The 17,933-nt window shown below is 40.4% G+C and carries 10 protein-coding genes and 2 pseudogenes; all 12 read right to left on the bottom strand.

Going from position 1 to position 17,933, the window contains the following annotated elements; genetic code table 11:
- Window positions 1-56: 56 nt before the first annotated feature.
- On the bottom strand, window positions 57-1,193 hold the full coding sequence (dnaJ, locus tag KX728_RS01810; RefSeq protein WP_001066315.1) for a molecular chaperone DnaJ: 1,137 nt from the start codon (window positions 1,191-1,193) through the stop codon (window positions 57-59).
- Between the two features lie 608 nt (window positions 1,194-1,801).
- Window positions 1,802-3,625 (bottom strand): molecular chaperone DnaK, encoded by a 1,824-nt coding sequence (gene dnaK, locus KX728_RS01805; protein WP_000034683.1) that lies wholly within the window; start codon window positions 3,623-3,625, stop codon window positions 1,802-1,804.
- A 274-nt stretch (window positions 3,626-3,899) separates the two neighbouring features.
- Complete coding sequence (gene grpE, locus KX728_RS01800) at window positions 3,900-4,415, bottom strand: nucleotide exchange factor GrpE (protein ID WP_215805002.1); 516 nt, start codon at window positions 4,413-4,415, stop codon at window positions 3,900-3,902.
- Window positions 4,416-4,441: 26 nt separating this feature from the next.
- Entirely contained in the window at window positions 4,442-5,476 is a 1,035-nt protein-coding gene (gene hrcA / locus KX728_RS01795) for a heat-inducible transcriptional repressor HrcA (protein ID WP_215805003.1), read from the bottom strand.
- Window positions 5,477-5,636: 160 nt separating this feature from the next.
- Window positions 5,637-5,726 (bottom strand): annotated as a pseudogene (locus tag KX728_RS09315) (DUF2812 domain-containing protein); the annotation flags it as partial.
- Between the two features lie 71 nt (window positions 5,727-5,797).
- Window positions 5,798-8,353 (bottom strand): LPXTG-anchored SHIRT domain periscope protein, encoded by a 2,556-nt coding sequence (locus KX728_RS01790; protein WP_215805004.1) that lies wholly within the window; start codon window positions 8,351-8,353, stop codon window positions 5,798-5,800.
- 449 nt (window positions 8,354-8,802) lie between these two features.
- Window positions 8,803-9,066, bottom strand: a pseudogene (locus tag KX728_RS09430) (LPXTG cell wall anchor domain-containing protein); the annotation flags it as partial.
- Between the two features lie 151 nt (window positions 9,067-9,217).
- Entirely contained in the window at window positions 9,218-10,564 is a 1,347-nt protein-coding gene (glnA, locus tag KX728_RS01780; protein ID WP_215805005.1) for a type I glutamate--ammonia ligase, read from the bottom strand.
- Window positions 10,565-10,602: 38 nt separating this feature from the next.
- Window positions 10,603-10,959, bottom strand: coding sequence for a transcriptional repressor GlnR (gene glnR, locus KX728_RS01775; protein WP_000664333.1), 357 nt, complete (start codon window positions 10,957-10,959; stop codon window positions 10,603-10,605).
- A 76-nt stretch (window positions 10,960-11,035) separates the two neighbouring features.
- Entirely contained in the window at window positions 11,036-11,563 is a 528-nt protein-coding gene (locus KX728_RS01770) for an FUSC family protein (RefSeq protein WP_042768020.1), read from the bottom strand.
- 133 nt (window positions 11,564-11,696) lie between these two features.
- On the bottom strand, window positions 11,697-16,340 hold the full coding sequence (locus KX728_RS01765; protein WP_042902030.1) for an antigen I/II family LPXTG-anchored adhesin: 4,644 nt from the start codon (window positions 16,338-16,340) through the stop codon (window positions 11,697-11,699).
- A 163-nt stretch (window positions 16,341-16,503) separates the two neighbouring features.
- Entirely contained in the window at window positions 16,504-17,703 is a 1,200-nt protein-coding gene (locus KX728_RS01760; protein WP_001096772.1) for a phosphoglycerate kinase, read from the bottom strand.
- Window positions 17,704-17,933: the final 230 nt, after the last annotated feature.

Below are 17,933 nucleotides of genomic sequence, written 5' to 3'. Positions count from 1 at the left end.
TTCTGAAGATAAATTTTTCAAGACAACACAAAAAGAGCCAATCGGCTCTTTTTACTTTATTCTCCTTCAAAGGCATCTTTTATATGGTCAAAGAAGCCTTTTTTCTTCGGATTGACTTTCAAGTCACCTGCAGCTGCGAATTCTTTAAGCGCTGCTTTTTGGCGGTCGTTCAAACCTGTCGGAGTCACGACATTGACAGTAACGTATTGGTCACCAACAGCACCGCCACGAAGGCTCGGTGCTCCCTTGCCACGTAGACGGAATTTCTTGCCAGTCTGAGTTCCTTCTGGGATAACCAATTCAACATCACCATGCACGGTTGGAATTTCAACAGTATCTCCAAGAGTAGCTTGGACAATATTGAGGTTTAACTTGTAGAAAATAGTTGTTCCTTCACGTTCAAACTTATCGCTAGCTTCTACTGAAACCACCACGTACAAGTCTCCGTAAGGTCCACCGTTAAAGCCTGCTTCACCTTGACCCGCGAGGCGGATTTGTTGGCCTGTTTCCACACCTGCAGGAATCTTCACATGTACGCTATGAGCTTGTTTTTCATGACCTGTTCCATGACAAGTTGTACATGGATCCTTGATTTCTTTTCCGCGACCATGACAGACATCACAGGTTACTTGGCGACGCATCATACCAAGAGGAGTCTGCGTATCAACGTTAATGACACCAGCGCCATGACAGCGTCCACAAGTGACTGGACTTGTTCCTGGCTTAGCACCAGATCCGTTACATGTACGACAGCTGGCTTCACGATTATATTTAACTTCTTTTTCCGTTCCGAAGATAGCTTCTTCAAAGGTCAAGTTCACACGGTACTGGAGGTCATCCCCTTGACGAGGAGCGTTTGGATTGCGCGAAGCTCCGCCTCCCCCGAAAAAACTTGAGAAGATATCTTCAAAACCACCGAAGCCACCTGCTCCGTCAAAACCGCCAAAACCACCGGCACCACCAAAGCCACCGTTGGCACCTGCAGCACCATATTGGTCGTAGGCTGCACGTTTTTGGTCGTCACTCAAAGTCTCATAGGCTTCTTGAACTTCCTTGTATTTTTCCTCAGCGCCAGGCTCCTTGTTGATATCTGGGTGATATTTTTTGGAAAGCTTACGATAAGCCTTTTTGATCTCGTCTGCCGAAGCGTTTTTTGACACCCCCAGACGATCATAAAATTCAGTATTGTTCATACAAGATACTAAGAGCGAACAGAAAGCGACTGAAATTTAGGAAACCGACAAGAAATCCTGGTTTCTTAGGAGGTTTATCTAATTTCCAAGCTTTCCGCTCGAGTTCAATTATGAACACCCTTATTCCTTTCTGTTAATATTGCGGAACGAGACCACGGTTTAGGTCGGGTTCAGTTCCTTTCTTTTATATTGATGGGACAAAAGCCAAATAAATGAGATTCAGTCCCTTTTTACCGAAAAACAGAGGCTGGGCTGCAACCTCTGGATTTCTTCTTATCATTATTACATTTAGACAAAGTACCTTAGTAATTCGTCATTCTTAACGAGTTAGGCTTAACTGAGTTTCGGCTAAAAACTTCGAAAAAAAGATAAGCCATCTTTTGTGCATCGCACAAGGCGATGGCTTCCTATTTTTCTTTCGTTTTCTTAACGCCTCAACATCTTACCGAATTGAGCACGCCCTAACCTCTTGGTGAAAAAGAGACGTAGCTGTTTTCGCTTTAGCGAACTACAGATATGGCTACCTTTAGGTGCAAGTCTTCCTAGAAACTAAAGTTTCTGCGTTAGATTTCCTATTTTCACTGTGAGGTTTTAACGGGCTTTGCATCTTATTTTTCAGTAAACTCTCCGTCTACGACGTCATCGCCTGCGTTTCCTGTTGCTTGTGCGCCTTCTGCTCCTGCTTGAGCTTGTTGGGCTGCTGCGGCTTGTTCGTAGAGTTTAACTGCAAGTCCTTGAGCTTTTTCGTTCAATGCTTCAAGTTTTGCTTTCATTTCGTCCAAGTTGTTGTCTTCTTGCGCTTTCTTAAGGTCATCAAGGGCAGCTTGAGCAGCATCGCGTTCTGCGTCAAAGCCTTTACCTTCAGTTTCCTTGATGGTCTTTTCAGTCGCAAAGATTGCTTGGTCTACTTCGTTACGAAGATCAACTTCTTCTTTACGTTTCTTATCTGCTTCAGCGTTTGCTTCTGCATCTTTCATCATGCGGTCGATTTCTTCATCAGTCAAACCTGAATTTGATTGGATGACAATAGTTTGTTCTTTTTGAGTTCCAAGGTCTTTGGCTTTAACGGATACAATACCGTTCTTGTCGATGTCGAAAGTTACTTCGATTTGAGGAATTCCACGAGGTGCAGCTGGGATATCTGTCAATTGGAAACGTCCAAGAGTCTTGTTATCTGCTGCCATTGGGCGTTCACCTTGAAGAACGTGGATATCAACGGCTGGTTGGTTGTCTGCCGCAGTTGAGAAGACTTGTGATTTAGATGTTGGAATAGTAGTGTTGCGATCGATAAGTTTTGTGAAGACGCCACCCATTGTTTCGATACCGAGTGACAATGGTGTAACGTCAAGAAGGACAACGTCTTTAACATCACCAGTAATCACACCACCTTGGATCGCAGCACCCATAGCAACTACTTCATCAGGGTTTACTGATTTGTTTGGTTCTTTACCAGTTTCAGCTTTCACAGCTTCTACAACGGCTGGGATACGAGTTGAACCACCAACAAGGATGACTTCGTCGATTTCTGATAAGCTTAAACCTGCATCTGAAAGGGCTTGACGAACTGGAACTTTTGTACGTTCTACAAGGTCACGAGTCAAATCGTCAAATTTCGCACGAGTCAAGGTCATTTCCAAGTGAAGAGGTCCAGCTTCACCAGCAGTGATGAATGGCAAGCTGATTTGTGTTGAAGTGACACCAGAAAGATCTTTCTTAGCTTTTTCAGCCGCATCTTTCAAACGTTGCATTGCCATCTTGTCAGTAGACAAGTCAATACCGTTTTCTTTCTTGAATTCTGCTACCAAGTGATCGATGATTTTTTGGTCAAAGTCGTCACCACCGAGTTTGTTGTCCCCTGCAGTTGACAATACATCGAAGACACCATCACCCAATTCAAGGATAGATACGTCGAATGTACCTCCACCAAGGTCGAATACCAAGATTTTTTCTTCTTTGTCAGTCTTGTCCAAACCGTAAGCAAGGGCTGCTGCAGTTGGTTCGTTGACGATACGTTCTACTTCAAGACCAGCGATTTTACCAGCGTCTTTTGTTGCTTGACGTTGAGCGTCGTTAAAGTAGGCTGGAACTGTGATAACTGCTTTGGTTACTTTTTCACCAAGGTATTCTTCAGCGTAACCTTTCAAGTATTGAAGAATCATAGCTGAGATTTCTTGTGGAGTATATTCTTTTCCATTAGCAGAAACTTTTTCAGAAGTTCCCATCTTAGATTTGATTGAGATAACTGTATCTGGGTTTGTAACTGCTTGACGTTTTGCGGCATCACCAACGATGATTTCTCCATTTTTGAATGATACTACAGATGGAGTTGTACGGTTTCCTTCTGGGTTTGCGATGATTTTGCTTTCAGTTCCTTCAAGAACTGCAACTGCTGAGTTTGTTGTACCTAAGTCAATACCGATAATTTTAGACATGTGTTTTTCTCCTTAAAGTTTAATTCGAATTTTGATTTTTTGATATTCCCCTTAAGTGGTGGGGACGTGAGCAACTCCCTACGGGATTTCATCACTTATTTTTGAGCCTATTGTCTCAAAAATCCCCTGTTTCAGTAGCAAAAGCTACTGAAACTTTCACCACGGCGGGAAATATCTTCCTTGCAAGCCTCCGGCTTGCTTTTTATCCTTCTTCATAGTTTATTGTCGTTTCGGACAAGTTTTCTATTATGTATGTTGCAACCGTCAGAATTGCCTAGTTGTAGACAACTACCATTGCTGGGCGTAGGATGCGGTCATGGAGTTTGTAGCCTTTTTGGAAGACTTGGGCGATTGTATCTGCTGGGTGTTCATCGTCTGCTGGGAGAGTTTGGATGGCCATATGGTAGTTATGGTCAAATTTGCCGTCAGCTACGATTTCTTCGATTCCTTCTTCTTTCAAAGCGTGAATCAAGCTCTCTTGCACCATCTCCAATCCTTTTTTGACATCGTCTGTCAAACCTTCAACTGCTAGTGCACGTTCTAAGTTGTCAAGCGATGGCAAGATTGCTTTCGCCAAGTCCTGGCTACGATAACGTTGCAAGTTTTGACGTTCTTCATTGGCACGGCGTTGAATATTTTGCATTTCTGCATGAGCGCGAAGGTATTTGTTTTCGAACTCATCCGCACGTTCATTTGCCAAGTCCAACTCTGACTTTTCAGGAGTTGTTTCTTCAGTTGTTTCCACAACTTCCTCTTCTTTCATTTCTTCCTTTTTTTTATCTTGGGCCATTTTCGCCTCCTTTAATGATTTCAATCTTAATGTACTTCGTAATGATTACTGCTGAGGTAGCGATAAAAATCTGTCAACTTCATCGTCAAAACACGATTGACCACATTGACTTGGTTGACCAATTGCTGATAATCTAGATTGACTGGACCGATAATCGCTAGAATTCCAAAACCTCGATAAGGAATGAGGAACTTACTGCTAATCACCGCCAAATCAGCTAGACAGGATTCCTGACTGTCTGCAACACGGACATTTTGCATTTGATCTTCATGCAGACCTTCACGAATCTCCAGAGCCACCTTTTGTGGATGATCAAAGAACTGATAGGCTGCTAGATTGGCAAAATTCAAGAGATTGACTTTTCCCGACACCACAATATTTTCGTTGAACATTTCTTTAAAAATGTGTTCAAAGAGATCCATAACATTGTCCGTAGTTGTGAAGTAACGCTGGATAATCTGTGGAATCTCCGTTCGAATCTTGTAGTGAATATCTAGAACTGTGTGACCGAGGAAACGTTCCTGAATGATGTTCTTCAGTTTCAGCAAATCTTCCTGCAAGAAATTTCTTGGAATCAAAAACTGACTGGTAACCGTTCGAGACTCGTCCAGGGTGAAAACTGCAAGAGCAGTATGTTGTCCTAGAACGACAATATCGAAAGCCGTCAGGCGCTGTCTACTTGGCTCAACATCCAGAGCCACTACCGTACAGCCACTCAAGTCTGTCAGTAAATTGGCAGCCTCTTGCAGAATATCCTCCAGTTTGAAGAACTCCTGATCAAAGGCTTTGACAATCTCATAAACCTCATTTTCAGCCAGTCGATCAAAAGCCAAGGAGTGTTTTACATAGTACTGAAAACCAGCCACACTAGGCATCCGACCACTTGAAGTATGAGCTTTCTCAAGCAATCCTTGTTTTTCTAGAGCTGCCATATCATTACGAATGGTAGCACTACTAGAATTAATAGACTCTTGTAGCGCTTTGGATCCGACAGGTTCGTGCGTTTTGGTAAAGATGTCAATAATCAGATTTAAAATATCCTGCTGACGCTCTGTAACCATCTCATCACTCCTCTCTGTCAGATTGATTAGCACTCGATACACACAAGTGCTAACTCATGATTCTATTATACACCCTTAGAAGAGAATGTCAAGACAAAAACTCAAAAAATTAGCACTCTTTTGTCAAGAGTGCTAAAAATCAGTCTAAAGACCTAGAATCTTACTTTTTATCTACTTGGTATTTCCTTTTTAGTCTGAAATAACCATAGATTAGATAAGAAATCAAGCAAGCGTATAAAACAAAAAAGAGAGAACGATTTCTCATTCTCTCTTCTTATACTACGGAATTAAGCAGTTAATCTCTCATTTACTAAGAGTAACTTAGTCTTTCTTGCGAAGGACAAAAGCTGCTAGGCTTGCAAAGGCAAGACCGATGATTGAAAGAAGACCAGATACTGCAGAGCCTGTGTTTGGTAACAAGGTCTTAGTTTGACTACTTCCTTCTTCTGGTTGGCTATTATTTCCAGAATTGTTAATTGGTGCCGGGGTAAATTCCCAAGTACCGACGAAGTGGGCATCCGCTCCATTGATGGTTTCTGATGCTTTGTCATAAGACTTAAAGCTCCATGTGCCTTCTGCTGTCTTCACTTCTGTTTGACTTGGTTGCGTTGGTGTCGCTTGACTACCGTCTTTCAAGTCTGTTTGGTCTGCTGGAAGCAAGGTTTTCACTTCTTGCGGAAGTTCTTTTCCTGGAGTTCCGCTGACAAACTCGTGAACTGCTTTATGAGTCACTGTTGGAACCGGGCTTGCTGTAAATTCCCATGTGCCTACAAACTTAACATCTGATCCATTGATGGTTTCTGATGCCTTGTCATAGGACTTGAAGCTCCATGTACCTTCTGCCGTCTTCACTTCTGTTTGGCTTGGTTGCGTTGGAGTTGCTTGACTACCATCTTTCAAGTCTGTTTGGTCTGCTGGAAGCAAGGTTTTCACTTCTTGTGGAAGTTCTTTGCCTGGCGTTCCGCTGACAAACTCATGTGTTGCCTTGTAAGTTGGTGCTGGGGTGAATTCCCAAGTACCGACGAAGTGAGCATCCGCTCCATTGATGGTTTCTGATGCCTTGTCATAGGACTTGAAGCTCCATGTACCTTCTGCGGTCTTCACTTCTGTTTGGCTTGGTTGCGTTGGAGTTGCTTGACTACCATCTTTCAAGTCTGTTTGGTCTGCTGGAAGCAAGGTTTTCACTTCTTGTGGAAGTTCTTTTCCTGGCGTTCCGCTGACAAACTCATGTGTTGCCTTGTAAGTTGGTGCTGGGGTGAATTCCCAAGTACCGACAAAGTGAGCATCCGCTCCATTGATGGTTTCTGATGCCTTGTCATAGGACTTGAAGCTCCATGTACCTTCTGCTGTCTTCACTTCCGTTTGACTTGGTTGTGTTGGCGTTACTTGACTGCCATTAGGTAAATTCTTTTCTGTTGCTGGAAGCAAATCTTTCACTTCTTGTGGCAACTCTTTACCTGGAGTTCCACTGACAAATTCATGGTGTTTTTCGTAAAGAAGAGCAGTGCTCACCTGATTAGAAGGAGCTGATAAGTTATCAACATGCAAGGTTACAGTGTTGTTAATTTTTTCAGGTCCCTTTTCTTCCACTTTTTTGTTTGTAGTAGTATTATAAGTTACAATAATTTCAGCAGAAGAATTTGCTTTTATGTATTCAGGTGTCATTTTAACAGTAACTGTTTGACCTGATTTCTCGATCGTATAGTCACGTCCTTCTTGCAGAGTCACTCCCCCTGATTCAACTTTAAGTTCTTGATAATCAAGGCGCTCATCAAAATTCTGAACCATTTCGATAGATGAAGGCGCTGCTAAAAGATCTTTGCCAGGAACCGGAACTTTAAACCTTGCTTTATAAGTGATATTTTGCCCCTCTTTAGCTGGAATCTCTGTAGGATCAACTTCTAGAACAGGGCTAGGATCAAGTTTTTCAACATAGAGACCAAAGACGGCCGAAGCAACCTCTGTTGATGAATAAGCAAAATTCATCCTATTACTATTCGATCGAAGGGCGAAACCAGAGATATTGTTCTCAGAATAGCTACCACTTGTAATCTGAGTCGCAATCCAAGCAGTTCGTTCTCCTTGGTCTTCCTGTTTCAAAACATTGGCATTGTTCATCAGACGAAGATTAACATCATTTTGATAACCTTTAATATAGAAGGTTTCCTTCAAGTTGTTTGCATCCATTGCATCGATATCCGTTGGTTTCATGACCAACTTCAAATCTGTCTCTGAACCATCTGCATAACTCAACTCGGCTGTTACATCAGCATCAATCCAAAATGCTTTATTCATGATGTAGTCATGATTCGCATCTACGTAAGGAACATTACCAATTTCAAAAGCACTACTTTCCCATAATTCAGAAATTGAGAAAAATTCAACAGTAGATTTTTGAGTACTATTCATTTCAGACTCTGCTTGAGCAGTGTTTAGATAGTGAAGAGTTACCTTATTGAATTTTAAGTAAGCATCTACTTGCTTACCATTAACTGTCCCAATATTTGTGAATTTTAGAGAAAGAGGATTTTCAAAAACTTGATCCTGCTTTTTACTTTTATCTACTTTAAGAGTAAAGTTCTCCATCTCGCCTGGATAGGCACCACCCCAGAGATATTCATAGTGGGGATTCGATAAATGAAACTGATCAACAGCCTGTGATTTAGATAAAACACTAAAATTGTTGATGTTCAAATTAAACTTACGAATATCCAAGGTTGAGATATCCGTTCCATTTTTTATTTCTTCTAAAGCCGCATAAGATTGAAGCGGAAGAAGAAAAATAGAAAAAAGTAAAACGACTAGTCCGAGAAAAGCCTGTTTTTTTCTACTGAAAATAGTAGAAAAAGGCATTCTCATGCGATATTTCCATTTCATAATGTACCTCCAAAACTAAAAATGATTATTTGATCATTTCAAAAGAAATATTCATCTCATTCTAACACAAAGAAAGGGAAATTGAAAGCAGATATAAAAAAATATTTACTTTTTTGTATTTCCAAATTATTATTCATTCTGTCCATATATACTTAAAACATCTATCTATATATTAAAAAATGTGTTCTTTTCACAAAGTTGACAAGAAGTAAAATCTATTTTGAGTCATTGAATCTATCTTCATTATGTAGTATTTATACTAGAACCCCCTCTATAAACCATACAAAAAAATTAATTTTTATTAATAATTTCGAAATTAGAATAAGAGTTTCTCTCTTTTGATTTAAAAGGTCTCAGTTTATTTTATATTTTATAAAAAGAACCCGAGAATCAATCTCGAGTTCTTTTTGATATCTGTCTCACAAAAAACTTTTGAACATTAAGATGGCTTAGTCTTTCTTACGAAGGACAAAAGCTGCTAGGCTTGCAAAGGCAAGACCGATGATTGAAAGAATACTAGATACTGCTGAACCTGTGTTTGGTAGAGCTTTCTTATCTTGACTTGCAATTTCTTCTTTCTTGTTACTTTCAGCTTGATTTCCTGTTGTTGTAGATGCTACTTTCTTAGTTCCTACTTCAACGATCTCATCTACTGCTGGGCTTGTGATTGTATTGGATTTCTCAACACGACCTGTTTCTACTCCGTCTGTGTATCAGAATATTCCCATTTACTATGTATAATTGTAAGCAAGCTAAGAAATATGAATTGCCTATATTACCTATACTAATATTTGCATCAAAATACTTTTATAACATTGCAAAAAATAAAAAAGATTGCCCATTCGGACAACCTCTTTTCTGCTATTAATACAAATCAAGATAATTATCAATTTCCCATTGTGAAACAAAGGTCGCATAGCTAGCCCACTCGATACGTTTGGCTTCAAGGAAACTAGTGTAGATGTGTTCACCTAGGGCTGCCTTGACCACTTCATCTTCTGTCAAAGCTTTCAAGGCGTTATGAAGAGTTGATGGAAGATCAGTGATTCCAGCTTCCTTACGCTCTTCTGCTGTCATGATGTAGATATTTTCTTCGATAGGAGCTGGTGCTTCGATTTTGTTTTCAATACCATGCAAACCAACTTCCAATAGAACTGCCATAGCGATGTATGGGTTTGCCATCGGGTCCACTGAACGCAACTCAAGACGAGTTCCCATACCACGTGAAGCTGGTACGCGCACAAGTGGCGAACGGTTACGACCAGCCCAAGCAATGTAAACAGGCGCTTCATAACCTGGAACCAAACGTTTGTATGAGTTAACTGTTGGGTTCATGATAGCAGTATAGTTGTAAGCATGCTTGATCAAACCACCAAGGAAATGGTAGGCAGTTTCAGATAACTGCATTCCTTTTGAATCATTTGGATCAAAGAAGGCATTGTTTCCTTCCGCATCAAACAAGGACATATTACAGTGCATACCTGAGCCAGCAATACCAAATTTCGGTTTAGCCATAAAGGTTGCGTAAAGGCCATGTTTGCGAGCAATGGTTTTAACAACGAGTTTAAAGATTTGAATCTTGTCACAGGCACGGAGGACTTCATCATACTTGAAGTCAATTTCATGTTGTCCAACCGCAACCTCGTGGTGACTCGCTTCTACTTCAAATCCCATTTTGGTCAAGACATTCACGATTTCACGACGCGTATTGTCTGCAAGGTCAGTAGGGGCCAAGTCGAAGTAGCCACCCTTGTCATTTACTTCAAGAGTCGGATCCCCATTTTCATCCAACTTAAATAGGAAGAATTCTGGTTCTGGACCAAGGTTGAAGGATTTGAATCCTACTTCTTCCATATGACTAAGTGCACGCTTCAGATTACCACGTGGGTCACCTGCAAAGGGTTCGCCTTCTGTTGTATAGACATCACAGATCAAACCTGCAACACTTCCATTTTCATCTCCCCAAGGGAAGACTGTCCATGTATCCAAGTCTGGGTACAAGTACATATCTGACTCATTGATACGTACAAAACCTTCAATAGAAGAGCCATCAAACATGGCTTTGTTTGACAAGACCTTATCTAACTGTTCATCTGTAGCAGGAATTTCGACGTTTTTCATGGTTCCCAGAATATCTGAAAACATGAGACGGATAAAGGTAACATTTTTTTCCTTGACTTCACGACGAATATCTGCAGCTGTGATTGGCATGGGTTTTCTCCTTAATATATATGACTACTTGCGATTGCCTAACCGCGACCAAAGGGTGACCGTACTGAAGCAAAGCGCCCTTGCTGGAGGAGTTCATTGTGGAGTGCGCGACGCACTTCCGTCTGACTCACGGCTTTCTTGGACTTCGCCTCGCGTTCAGCATATTTTTTCTTAATCGCAGCAATATTATGACCTTCAGAGATATAATCTTTGATTTCAAGTAGACGATCCATGTCATTCAACGAATACATGCGACGGTTTCCTTCGTTTCGATCAGGTTTGATCAACTCTTGATCTTCATAATAACGAATCTGACGCGCCGAGAGATCGGTCAATTTCATAACACTGCCGATAGGAAAAACAGCCATATTTCGGCGAAATTCTCTTTCCTTCATTTACAATTTCCTTCTTCCTGTCTATTATAGTCTAAAAAAAGATAAACGTCAACGAATAATGTCATAAAATGTAACATTATTTTCTTTTTTTCTCCCAAAAGAGTTTCAGTTGCTCAATATCATAATTAACAAGGATTGCGACAAAAACTCCCATAAATGTTTCAAATACGCGCGCAAACACGTACAAAAATGTTTCTCCGCTCGGTATTGATAGGGTAATAATCAACATAGCCGCTACACCACCGATAACTCCTGCCTTGTTGTTCATGGCAACATTTGTCATAATGGTTAACATGGTGCAAATCGGGACAACTAGTAAGGTTACCCAAAAGGCTTCATGAAATAAAGTGTTTAAGAGGAAAAAGACAAGGGCGTAAAAACCGCCAATGCTATTTCCTAAGATACGCGAAGTTCCAAAATGGACACTCTTATCAAAGCTCTCTCGTAGACTGAAGACCGCTGTTAGTGCTCCGATTTGAAGCCCCTTCCAGCCAAAAAAACCAAAAATCAAGAGAACTATAAATACAGCTATCCCTGTTTTGAAGGTTCGCATACCAAGCTTGAACTGTGACTTATCAAATTTATATTTTTTAAAATAACTCATAATCTCAACTTTCTACTACCATTTTAACATAAATTAGTTGATTTTATGAGCCAAAATCAATAGGAAGCGTTTTTAATTTTTGGCTATAAAAAAGAGGAAACAGAGTTCCTCTTTTCTATTTAACTTTTAGAGCTTAGTTGCTTTCGTCTTCTTTACGTTTCAACTGACCAAGTCCTAAAACTCCTACTAAAGCTGCTAGACCAAGATATGGCATGTAGCTTGAATCATTTGTACCTGTTTGAGGTAGAGTAGGGTTTCCTTTTGGATTTGGAGTAGGAGTTGTTGGCTCCTCTGGTTTCTTAGGTTCTGGCGTTGTCGTACGAACTGTATTTGAAGCATAAGCAACTTTGTTCACAGTATTTACATAGGTATTTTCAAAGGTTCCGACAGCAATTCGTTTCATTTGAATATAAGTCTCAGCCTGGAATGGAGAATCCAACTGAATCTCTTGAAGGAATTCTTCCTTGAAGCGAATGGTAATCATTCCCTTATCTTGATCATGTTCAACCTGTGTTTCAGCTGTTAAGTCTGTCCCTGCCTTAATAACACGACCGTCTTTCAATCGGATATCAACCTTGGCAAGAACTTTATAATTTCCAGTGTATTGATCACCTTTTTGGTCATAATCATCTACAAAACTATAGTCATTCAAGTCCTCAGAATGATTTTGTGGAATCAAACCACCGATTAAACGATAATTGAAGTACTGGTTCAACGGAATAGTTTGGCCATCAATATTGTCACTGCTTGGATCCATACTGATTGTCACATCTTTTTTCGGTGTGATTTTCGGTACGTTGTTGACAACTACTTCTGTAGCATAGCCATTTCCAAAATCAATTTGGTAGGCTTTGTTTTCGTACTTACCACCCGTTTGCCCAAATTCAGGTTTAACTGTCATCGGATCTGTGATGAGTAATGATTTTCCTGCTGCTACATAGTTCTTGTAGAATTCAGCTGGATTATCAGCTGAGAAGAGTTGGAAAGCACCTTTAACAGTGATGTTGGCTTTCTTCAACAGCTCTTGAACCTTCTTAGGCGCAGCTTCTAAACTATCAAATTGTTGAACACTGATACCTGATACAAGGTTGCCTTCTAGATCACGAATCTTAACCAATTCTGGTTGAAGGGTTAAGGCTTCTTCTGGATAATCATCAACATAGTAGAAACCATTTTGAATCGCTTCTTTAGAAGATTTATCTCCCTTGTATTGGTCCAAATCCCATGTGAGTTCATAGTAGTTCGTTGAACCAGCTAGAACTTCTTTGCCATCAATATTCACACCTTGCTTGTTCTTGTTAACTTTCAAAGGCTTGATGTAGTTGTTATTTGGATTGTCAGGATCATTTGGTTTACCTGGAGTCGTTACACGAACAATATTTGACTTGACACCGTAGGCATCGTTGACTGTCAAGGTAAAGTTATTTGTATAAGTCGCCCCATCATTCAAGACACGACCAACAACAGTTGGATATAGAGTCTCAAAGGATTTTGTCAAATCTGCATTGAAAGCAGCCAAGGTCTCCTCAGTAGCCTTAAAGGTTACAGTGTGACTAGCTTTGTCATAGCTTGTTTCAAAACCTTTGCTTGCAGCCTTAGTCGCTTCCAAATCAAACTGATAGCCAGTTGGAAGTGGATCTACCAATACAAACGAAGTTGTTTTTGGACGCCCTGCAGTTAAAGCTTCCGTTTTCAGCTCAAACTTCACTACAGACTGCTTAGCAACGAGAGTACGGTCGATATCTACTCCATCCTCATTTTTAATTTCTTTATTAATCTGAGGTTGTGCAAAAAGACGATTGTAATGGAAGTGAACTGTTGGCACCGCTGGTGGTGTTGGCAACTGCTTAGGAGTTGGTGCTACCGGCGGAGTTGGCAATGGATCATAATTTGGCTCTTCTGGTTTTGATGGCTCTGGTTGATCTGGAGTTTTTACCGGTGGTGTTGGCTCATTTTCATAGCTTGGTGCTACTGGAGCTGGTTCCAATGGTTTCTCTGTCTCATATGTTGGCTCTTCTGGTTTTGATGGCTCCGGTTGATCTGGAGTTTTTACCGGTGGAGTTGGCTCATTTTCGTAGTTTGGTGCTACTGGAGCTGGTTCCAATGGTTTCTCTGTCTCATATGTTGGCTCTTCTGGTTTTGATGGCTCCGGTTGATCTGGAGTTTTTACCGGTGGAGTTGGCTCATTTTCGTAGTTTGGTACTACTGGAGCTGGTTCCAGTGGTTTCTCTACTTCATAAGTAGGAGCTTGTGGTGCAGTTGGTTCTACTGGCGGAGTTGGTTTTTCTAATGTGATGGTTGGCAAATTAGTTGCTCGAACATTTCCGTTAATCGCAAACCAAATATTTGGCTTTTTGGGAGATAATTTCTCTGCTCTACGTGGATCATTCGCTGCAGGCTGTCCCAACACTTCTGAAGACGAAATTGTTCCGATAGTCATACTATTTGAAGGACCTGAGATTTCCACTGCTCCCGCACCATACCAAGAGTTTGGTGCATCTGCATTATCCCAACCAGAATCTGGTTGACTATTCTTATACATGGTGAAGCGGGAACCACCAACTCCTTTTTTGAAGTTTTCAGATTCTGTCGCATAAATTTGGCCGTTCTTTTCACCAACTGAAGAACCCGAAATTTTGATGAAATTCCCAGTATAATCTTTAGCCATCTCGATTGAGTTTGCTTCGCGGTTAAGAGACGCTACAGACATCAAGGCCTTGTCAAAATTAATAATTTGACCATCTTCATCATAGAATTGAAACTCAGTCTTAACGAAGAGAGAGGTAGCATCTTCTGTATTACCAGTATAAGCCGAAGCGAAAACCCCCATCGTTGGGTCTTTAAAAATTCCCAACCAAGCCTTATCATTGCGGAACTTGGAACTAGGATCAAGAGTATAAGTATAGACGATTTTAGAAACTTTTTTTCCTTGATAGTAAGTCCCCTGAAGATTCGTATAAGTTGCTGTTGCAGACTGACCTCGTTTCAGCAGGACTGAAGACCATTCAGTTGGTCCCTTACCACTTGTTACATTTGAATTGTACTCAGAATACTTACCGACTGTACCAAAGCTTTCCTGTTTGTTTGTCTGGTAGTTAGCATTTTGAATGTCTGTTACTTTAAAGTTATCCAACTGGAAGAGTTTATTGGCAAATTCTGCAGTATTCTTCACAGCTGCTTCCATGCCAGTATAGCTAACAAATTCACCAGTTGTAGTCAATGAAAGTTCAGCATTAGGCTCCGATTTGAAAATCAAACTTTGAGCACTTGGGCGACTCAAGTTTCCATCTTCATTCTTCTTTGATTCTGCTAAAGCCATAGCTGCCTTAATTTTGGCCTGCTCAGCTTCATAAGCTTGCAACTTAGCCGGATACTCAGCCAACTCTTTCTTATATTTGGCAAGATCAGCTTCGTATTTAGCTAATTTTGCTTCATAGTCAGTTTTAGCCGCGGCATTCCGCTGCTTGATTTCTTCGTTTTCAGCTTGGAGCGCTGCATTTTTTGCCTTATTGTCTTCAACAGCCTTCTCATAAGCTGTTTTAGCATCAGCATTTGCCTTTTGAACGCGAGCTAGTTCTGTCTGATAAGCCGCTAACTTAGTTTGGTAGTCTGTTTCGTTAGCTGCATTCGCTTGTTTGACTGCTGCCAAGTCTTTTTCGTATTGTGCTATTTTAGCCTCATAAGTTGCCTTGGCTGTTTCATTTCGTTGTTTAATAGCTTCATTTTCAGCTTGGATAGCATTGTTTTTAGCTGTGTTTTCTTCAACAGCCTTTTCATAGGCTACTTTTGCATCAGAATTAGCCTTTTGAACACGTGCCAATTCTGTTTTATAAGCTGCTAATTTAGCTTGATAATCAGCATCATTATCCTCTTTAGCTTTCTTAATAGCTGCAAGGTCTGCTTCATACTGCTTCATCGCTGCTTCATAATTCGCTTTTGCAGTTTCATTACGCTGTTTAATCGCTTCATTTTCAGCTTTAAGCGCTTCGTTTTTCGCAGTGTTTTCTTTTACTGCTTTATCATAAGCCTCTTTAGCTTCAGCATTAGCTTTTTGTACTCGAGCTAATTCTGTCTGGTAAGCTGAAAGTTTATTTTGATAATCCTGTTGACTATCTTCATTTGCTTTTTTGACAGTTGCTAAATCTTTTTGATATTGTGCTAGCTTAGCCTCATATTCTGCTTTAGCTGTTGCATTAGCAGTGTTGATTTTTTCAACTTCTTCTTGATGACTTTTTAGATCTTTTTGGTACTTGTCATCCGCTGCTTTGTTTTCAGCATTGATTTTATCTGTTTCAGCCTGATGAGCTGCGACTTCCTTTTTATATGCTTCAGTTGTTGTCTTTACTTCTTCAGCCTGTTTAGCATAGTCGCTTTTAATCTCATCTTGTTTTTGAGCATTCTCTGTAGCAGTTGTGGCTGTTCCTTTGTCTTTTGTTTCATCTTGAACTACCTTAACTCCTGCAGATTTTGCATCAGCAACTGCTTTATCCAAATCAGCTGATGATACTTCTACTGGCAAAGCTGAGTCTTTAGAACCAGCCTTAGCTTGGCTTGCTTTGGCAACTTGGCTCATTTCACCCTGAGCTTCAGGTAGATTTGTGGCTGGGTTCCCTGTAGTAGCTACCTCAACTGTACTTGTACTAGTTGTCTCTGTAACTTCATCAGCAAATACTGCTTTGTCTGCAAAAGCAATCAAAGCAGTTCCTAAAACAGCACCACACAACGTTTTCGCAACTTTGCTTTTACGAAATCCATAGACTTCTTTTTTATTTTTCATTATAATCCTTTTCCTTATCTAAATTTAGTAGTTACTTTTCATATTAGCACTTTACAAGGCAGGATGCAAATATTTACTCTTTTTTTATTTATAGAAAAATTCCACCTATTTATAAATTAAATTAAAAAGAAGATGGTCACACCATCTTCCTTTAGTTAACTATTTATTTTTCAGTCAAGGCTGCCAATCCTGGAAGAACTTTACCTTCAAGGAGTTCCATTGATGCTCCACCACCAGTAGAGATCCATGAGAACTTGTCTGCACGGCCAAGGTTGATGGCTGCGGCAGCTGAGTCACCACCACCGATGATTGATTTAACACCTGGTTGTTTCACGATAGCATCCATGACACCGATTGTTCCAGCTTGGAAGTCAGGGTTTTCAAATACACCCATAGGTCCGTTCCATACAACTGTTTTCGCACCAGTCAAAGCTTCGTCAAATTTAGCGATAGATTTTGGACCGATATCCAAACCAAGGAAACCTGGGTCTACTGCTTCACCTTCAGTGTCTTTCACTTCAGTGTAGTCAGCAAATGCGTTTGCTTCTTTTGAGTCAACTGGCAAGATCAATTTGCCGTTTGCTTTTTCAAGAAGAGCTTTCGCAACATCCAATTTGTCTTCTTCTACAAGTGAGTTACCGATTTCGATACCTTGTGCTTTGTAGAATGTGTAAGTCATCCCACCACCGATAAGAACTTTATCAGCTTTTTCAAGCAAGTTTTCGATAACACCGATCTTGTCTGAAACTTTTGAACCACCAAGGATAGCCACGAATGGACGTTCTGGAGCTTCAACTGCTTCTTGGATGTAGGCAATTTCATTTTCAAGAAGGAATCCAGCAACAGCTTTTTCAACGTTTGCTGAGATACCGACGTTAGATGCATGTGCGCGGTGAGCTGTACCGAATGCATCGTTTACGAAGATACCATCTCCAAGAGATGCCCAGTATTTACCAAGTTCAGAATCGTTTTTAGATTCTTTCTTGCCGTCAACATCTTCGAAACGAGTGTTTTCAACCAAGAGAACTTGTCCATCTTCAAGAGCGTTAACAGCGGCTTCCAATTCAGCACCACGTGTAACACCTGGGATAAATTTAACTTCTTGTCCCAATTTAGCAGCTAAGTCAGCAGCTACAGGAGCAAGTGATTTACCTTCTTTGTCTGCTTCTTCTTTTACACGGCCAAGGTGAGAGAAGAGGATTGCACGTCCACCTTGTTCAAGGATGTACTTGATAGTTGGAAGAGCTGCAGTGATACGGTTGTCATTGGTAATCACGCCATCTTTAACAGGTACGTTGAAGTCAACACGAACGAGAACTTTTTTCCCTTTCAAGTCAACGTCTTTAACAGTCAATTTTGCCATTAGATATGACTCCTTCTTTTTTTATACGTGTTAATTATATCACAAAATCAGCAAAAGAGATAGAAAAACCCTAAACTTTTCTTGTTCATTCTTGCAACTAAAACTAATATTTTTTATAATATAAGCTAGAAAAACCTTGCAAAACAACTCATTTACTCGTTCTTTCACTGATTTCTACTAGTTAAAACAAGGTCTGACTAATCTATAGTCAAACCTTGTTTTTTAATTTT

Origin of the sequence: Streptococcus oralis, assembly GCF_019334565.1 — a bacterium.
GTDB lineage: Bacteria > Bacillota > Bacilli > Lactobacillales > Streptococcaceae > Streptococcus > Streptococcus oralis_CR.
This window is presented reverse-complemented; position numbering and strand designations above follow the sequence as displayed.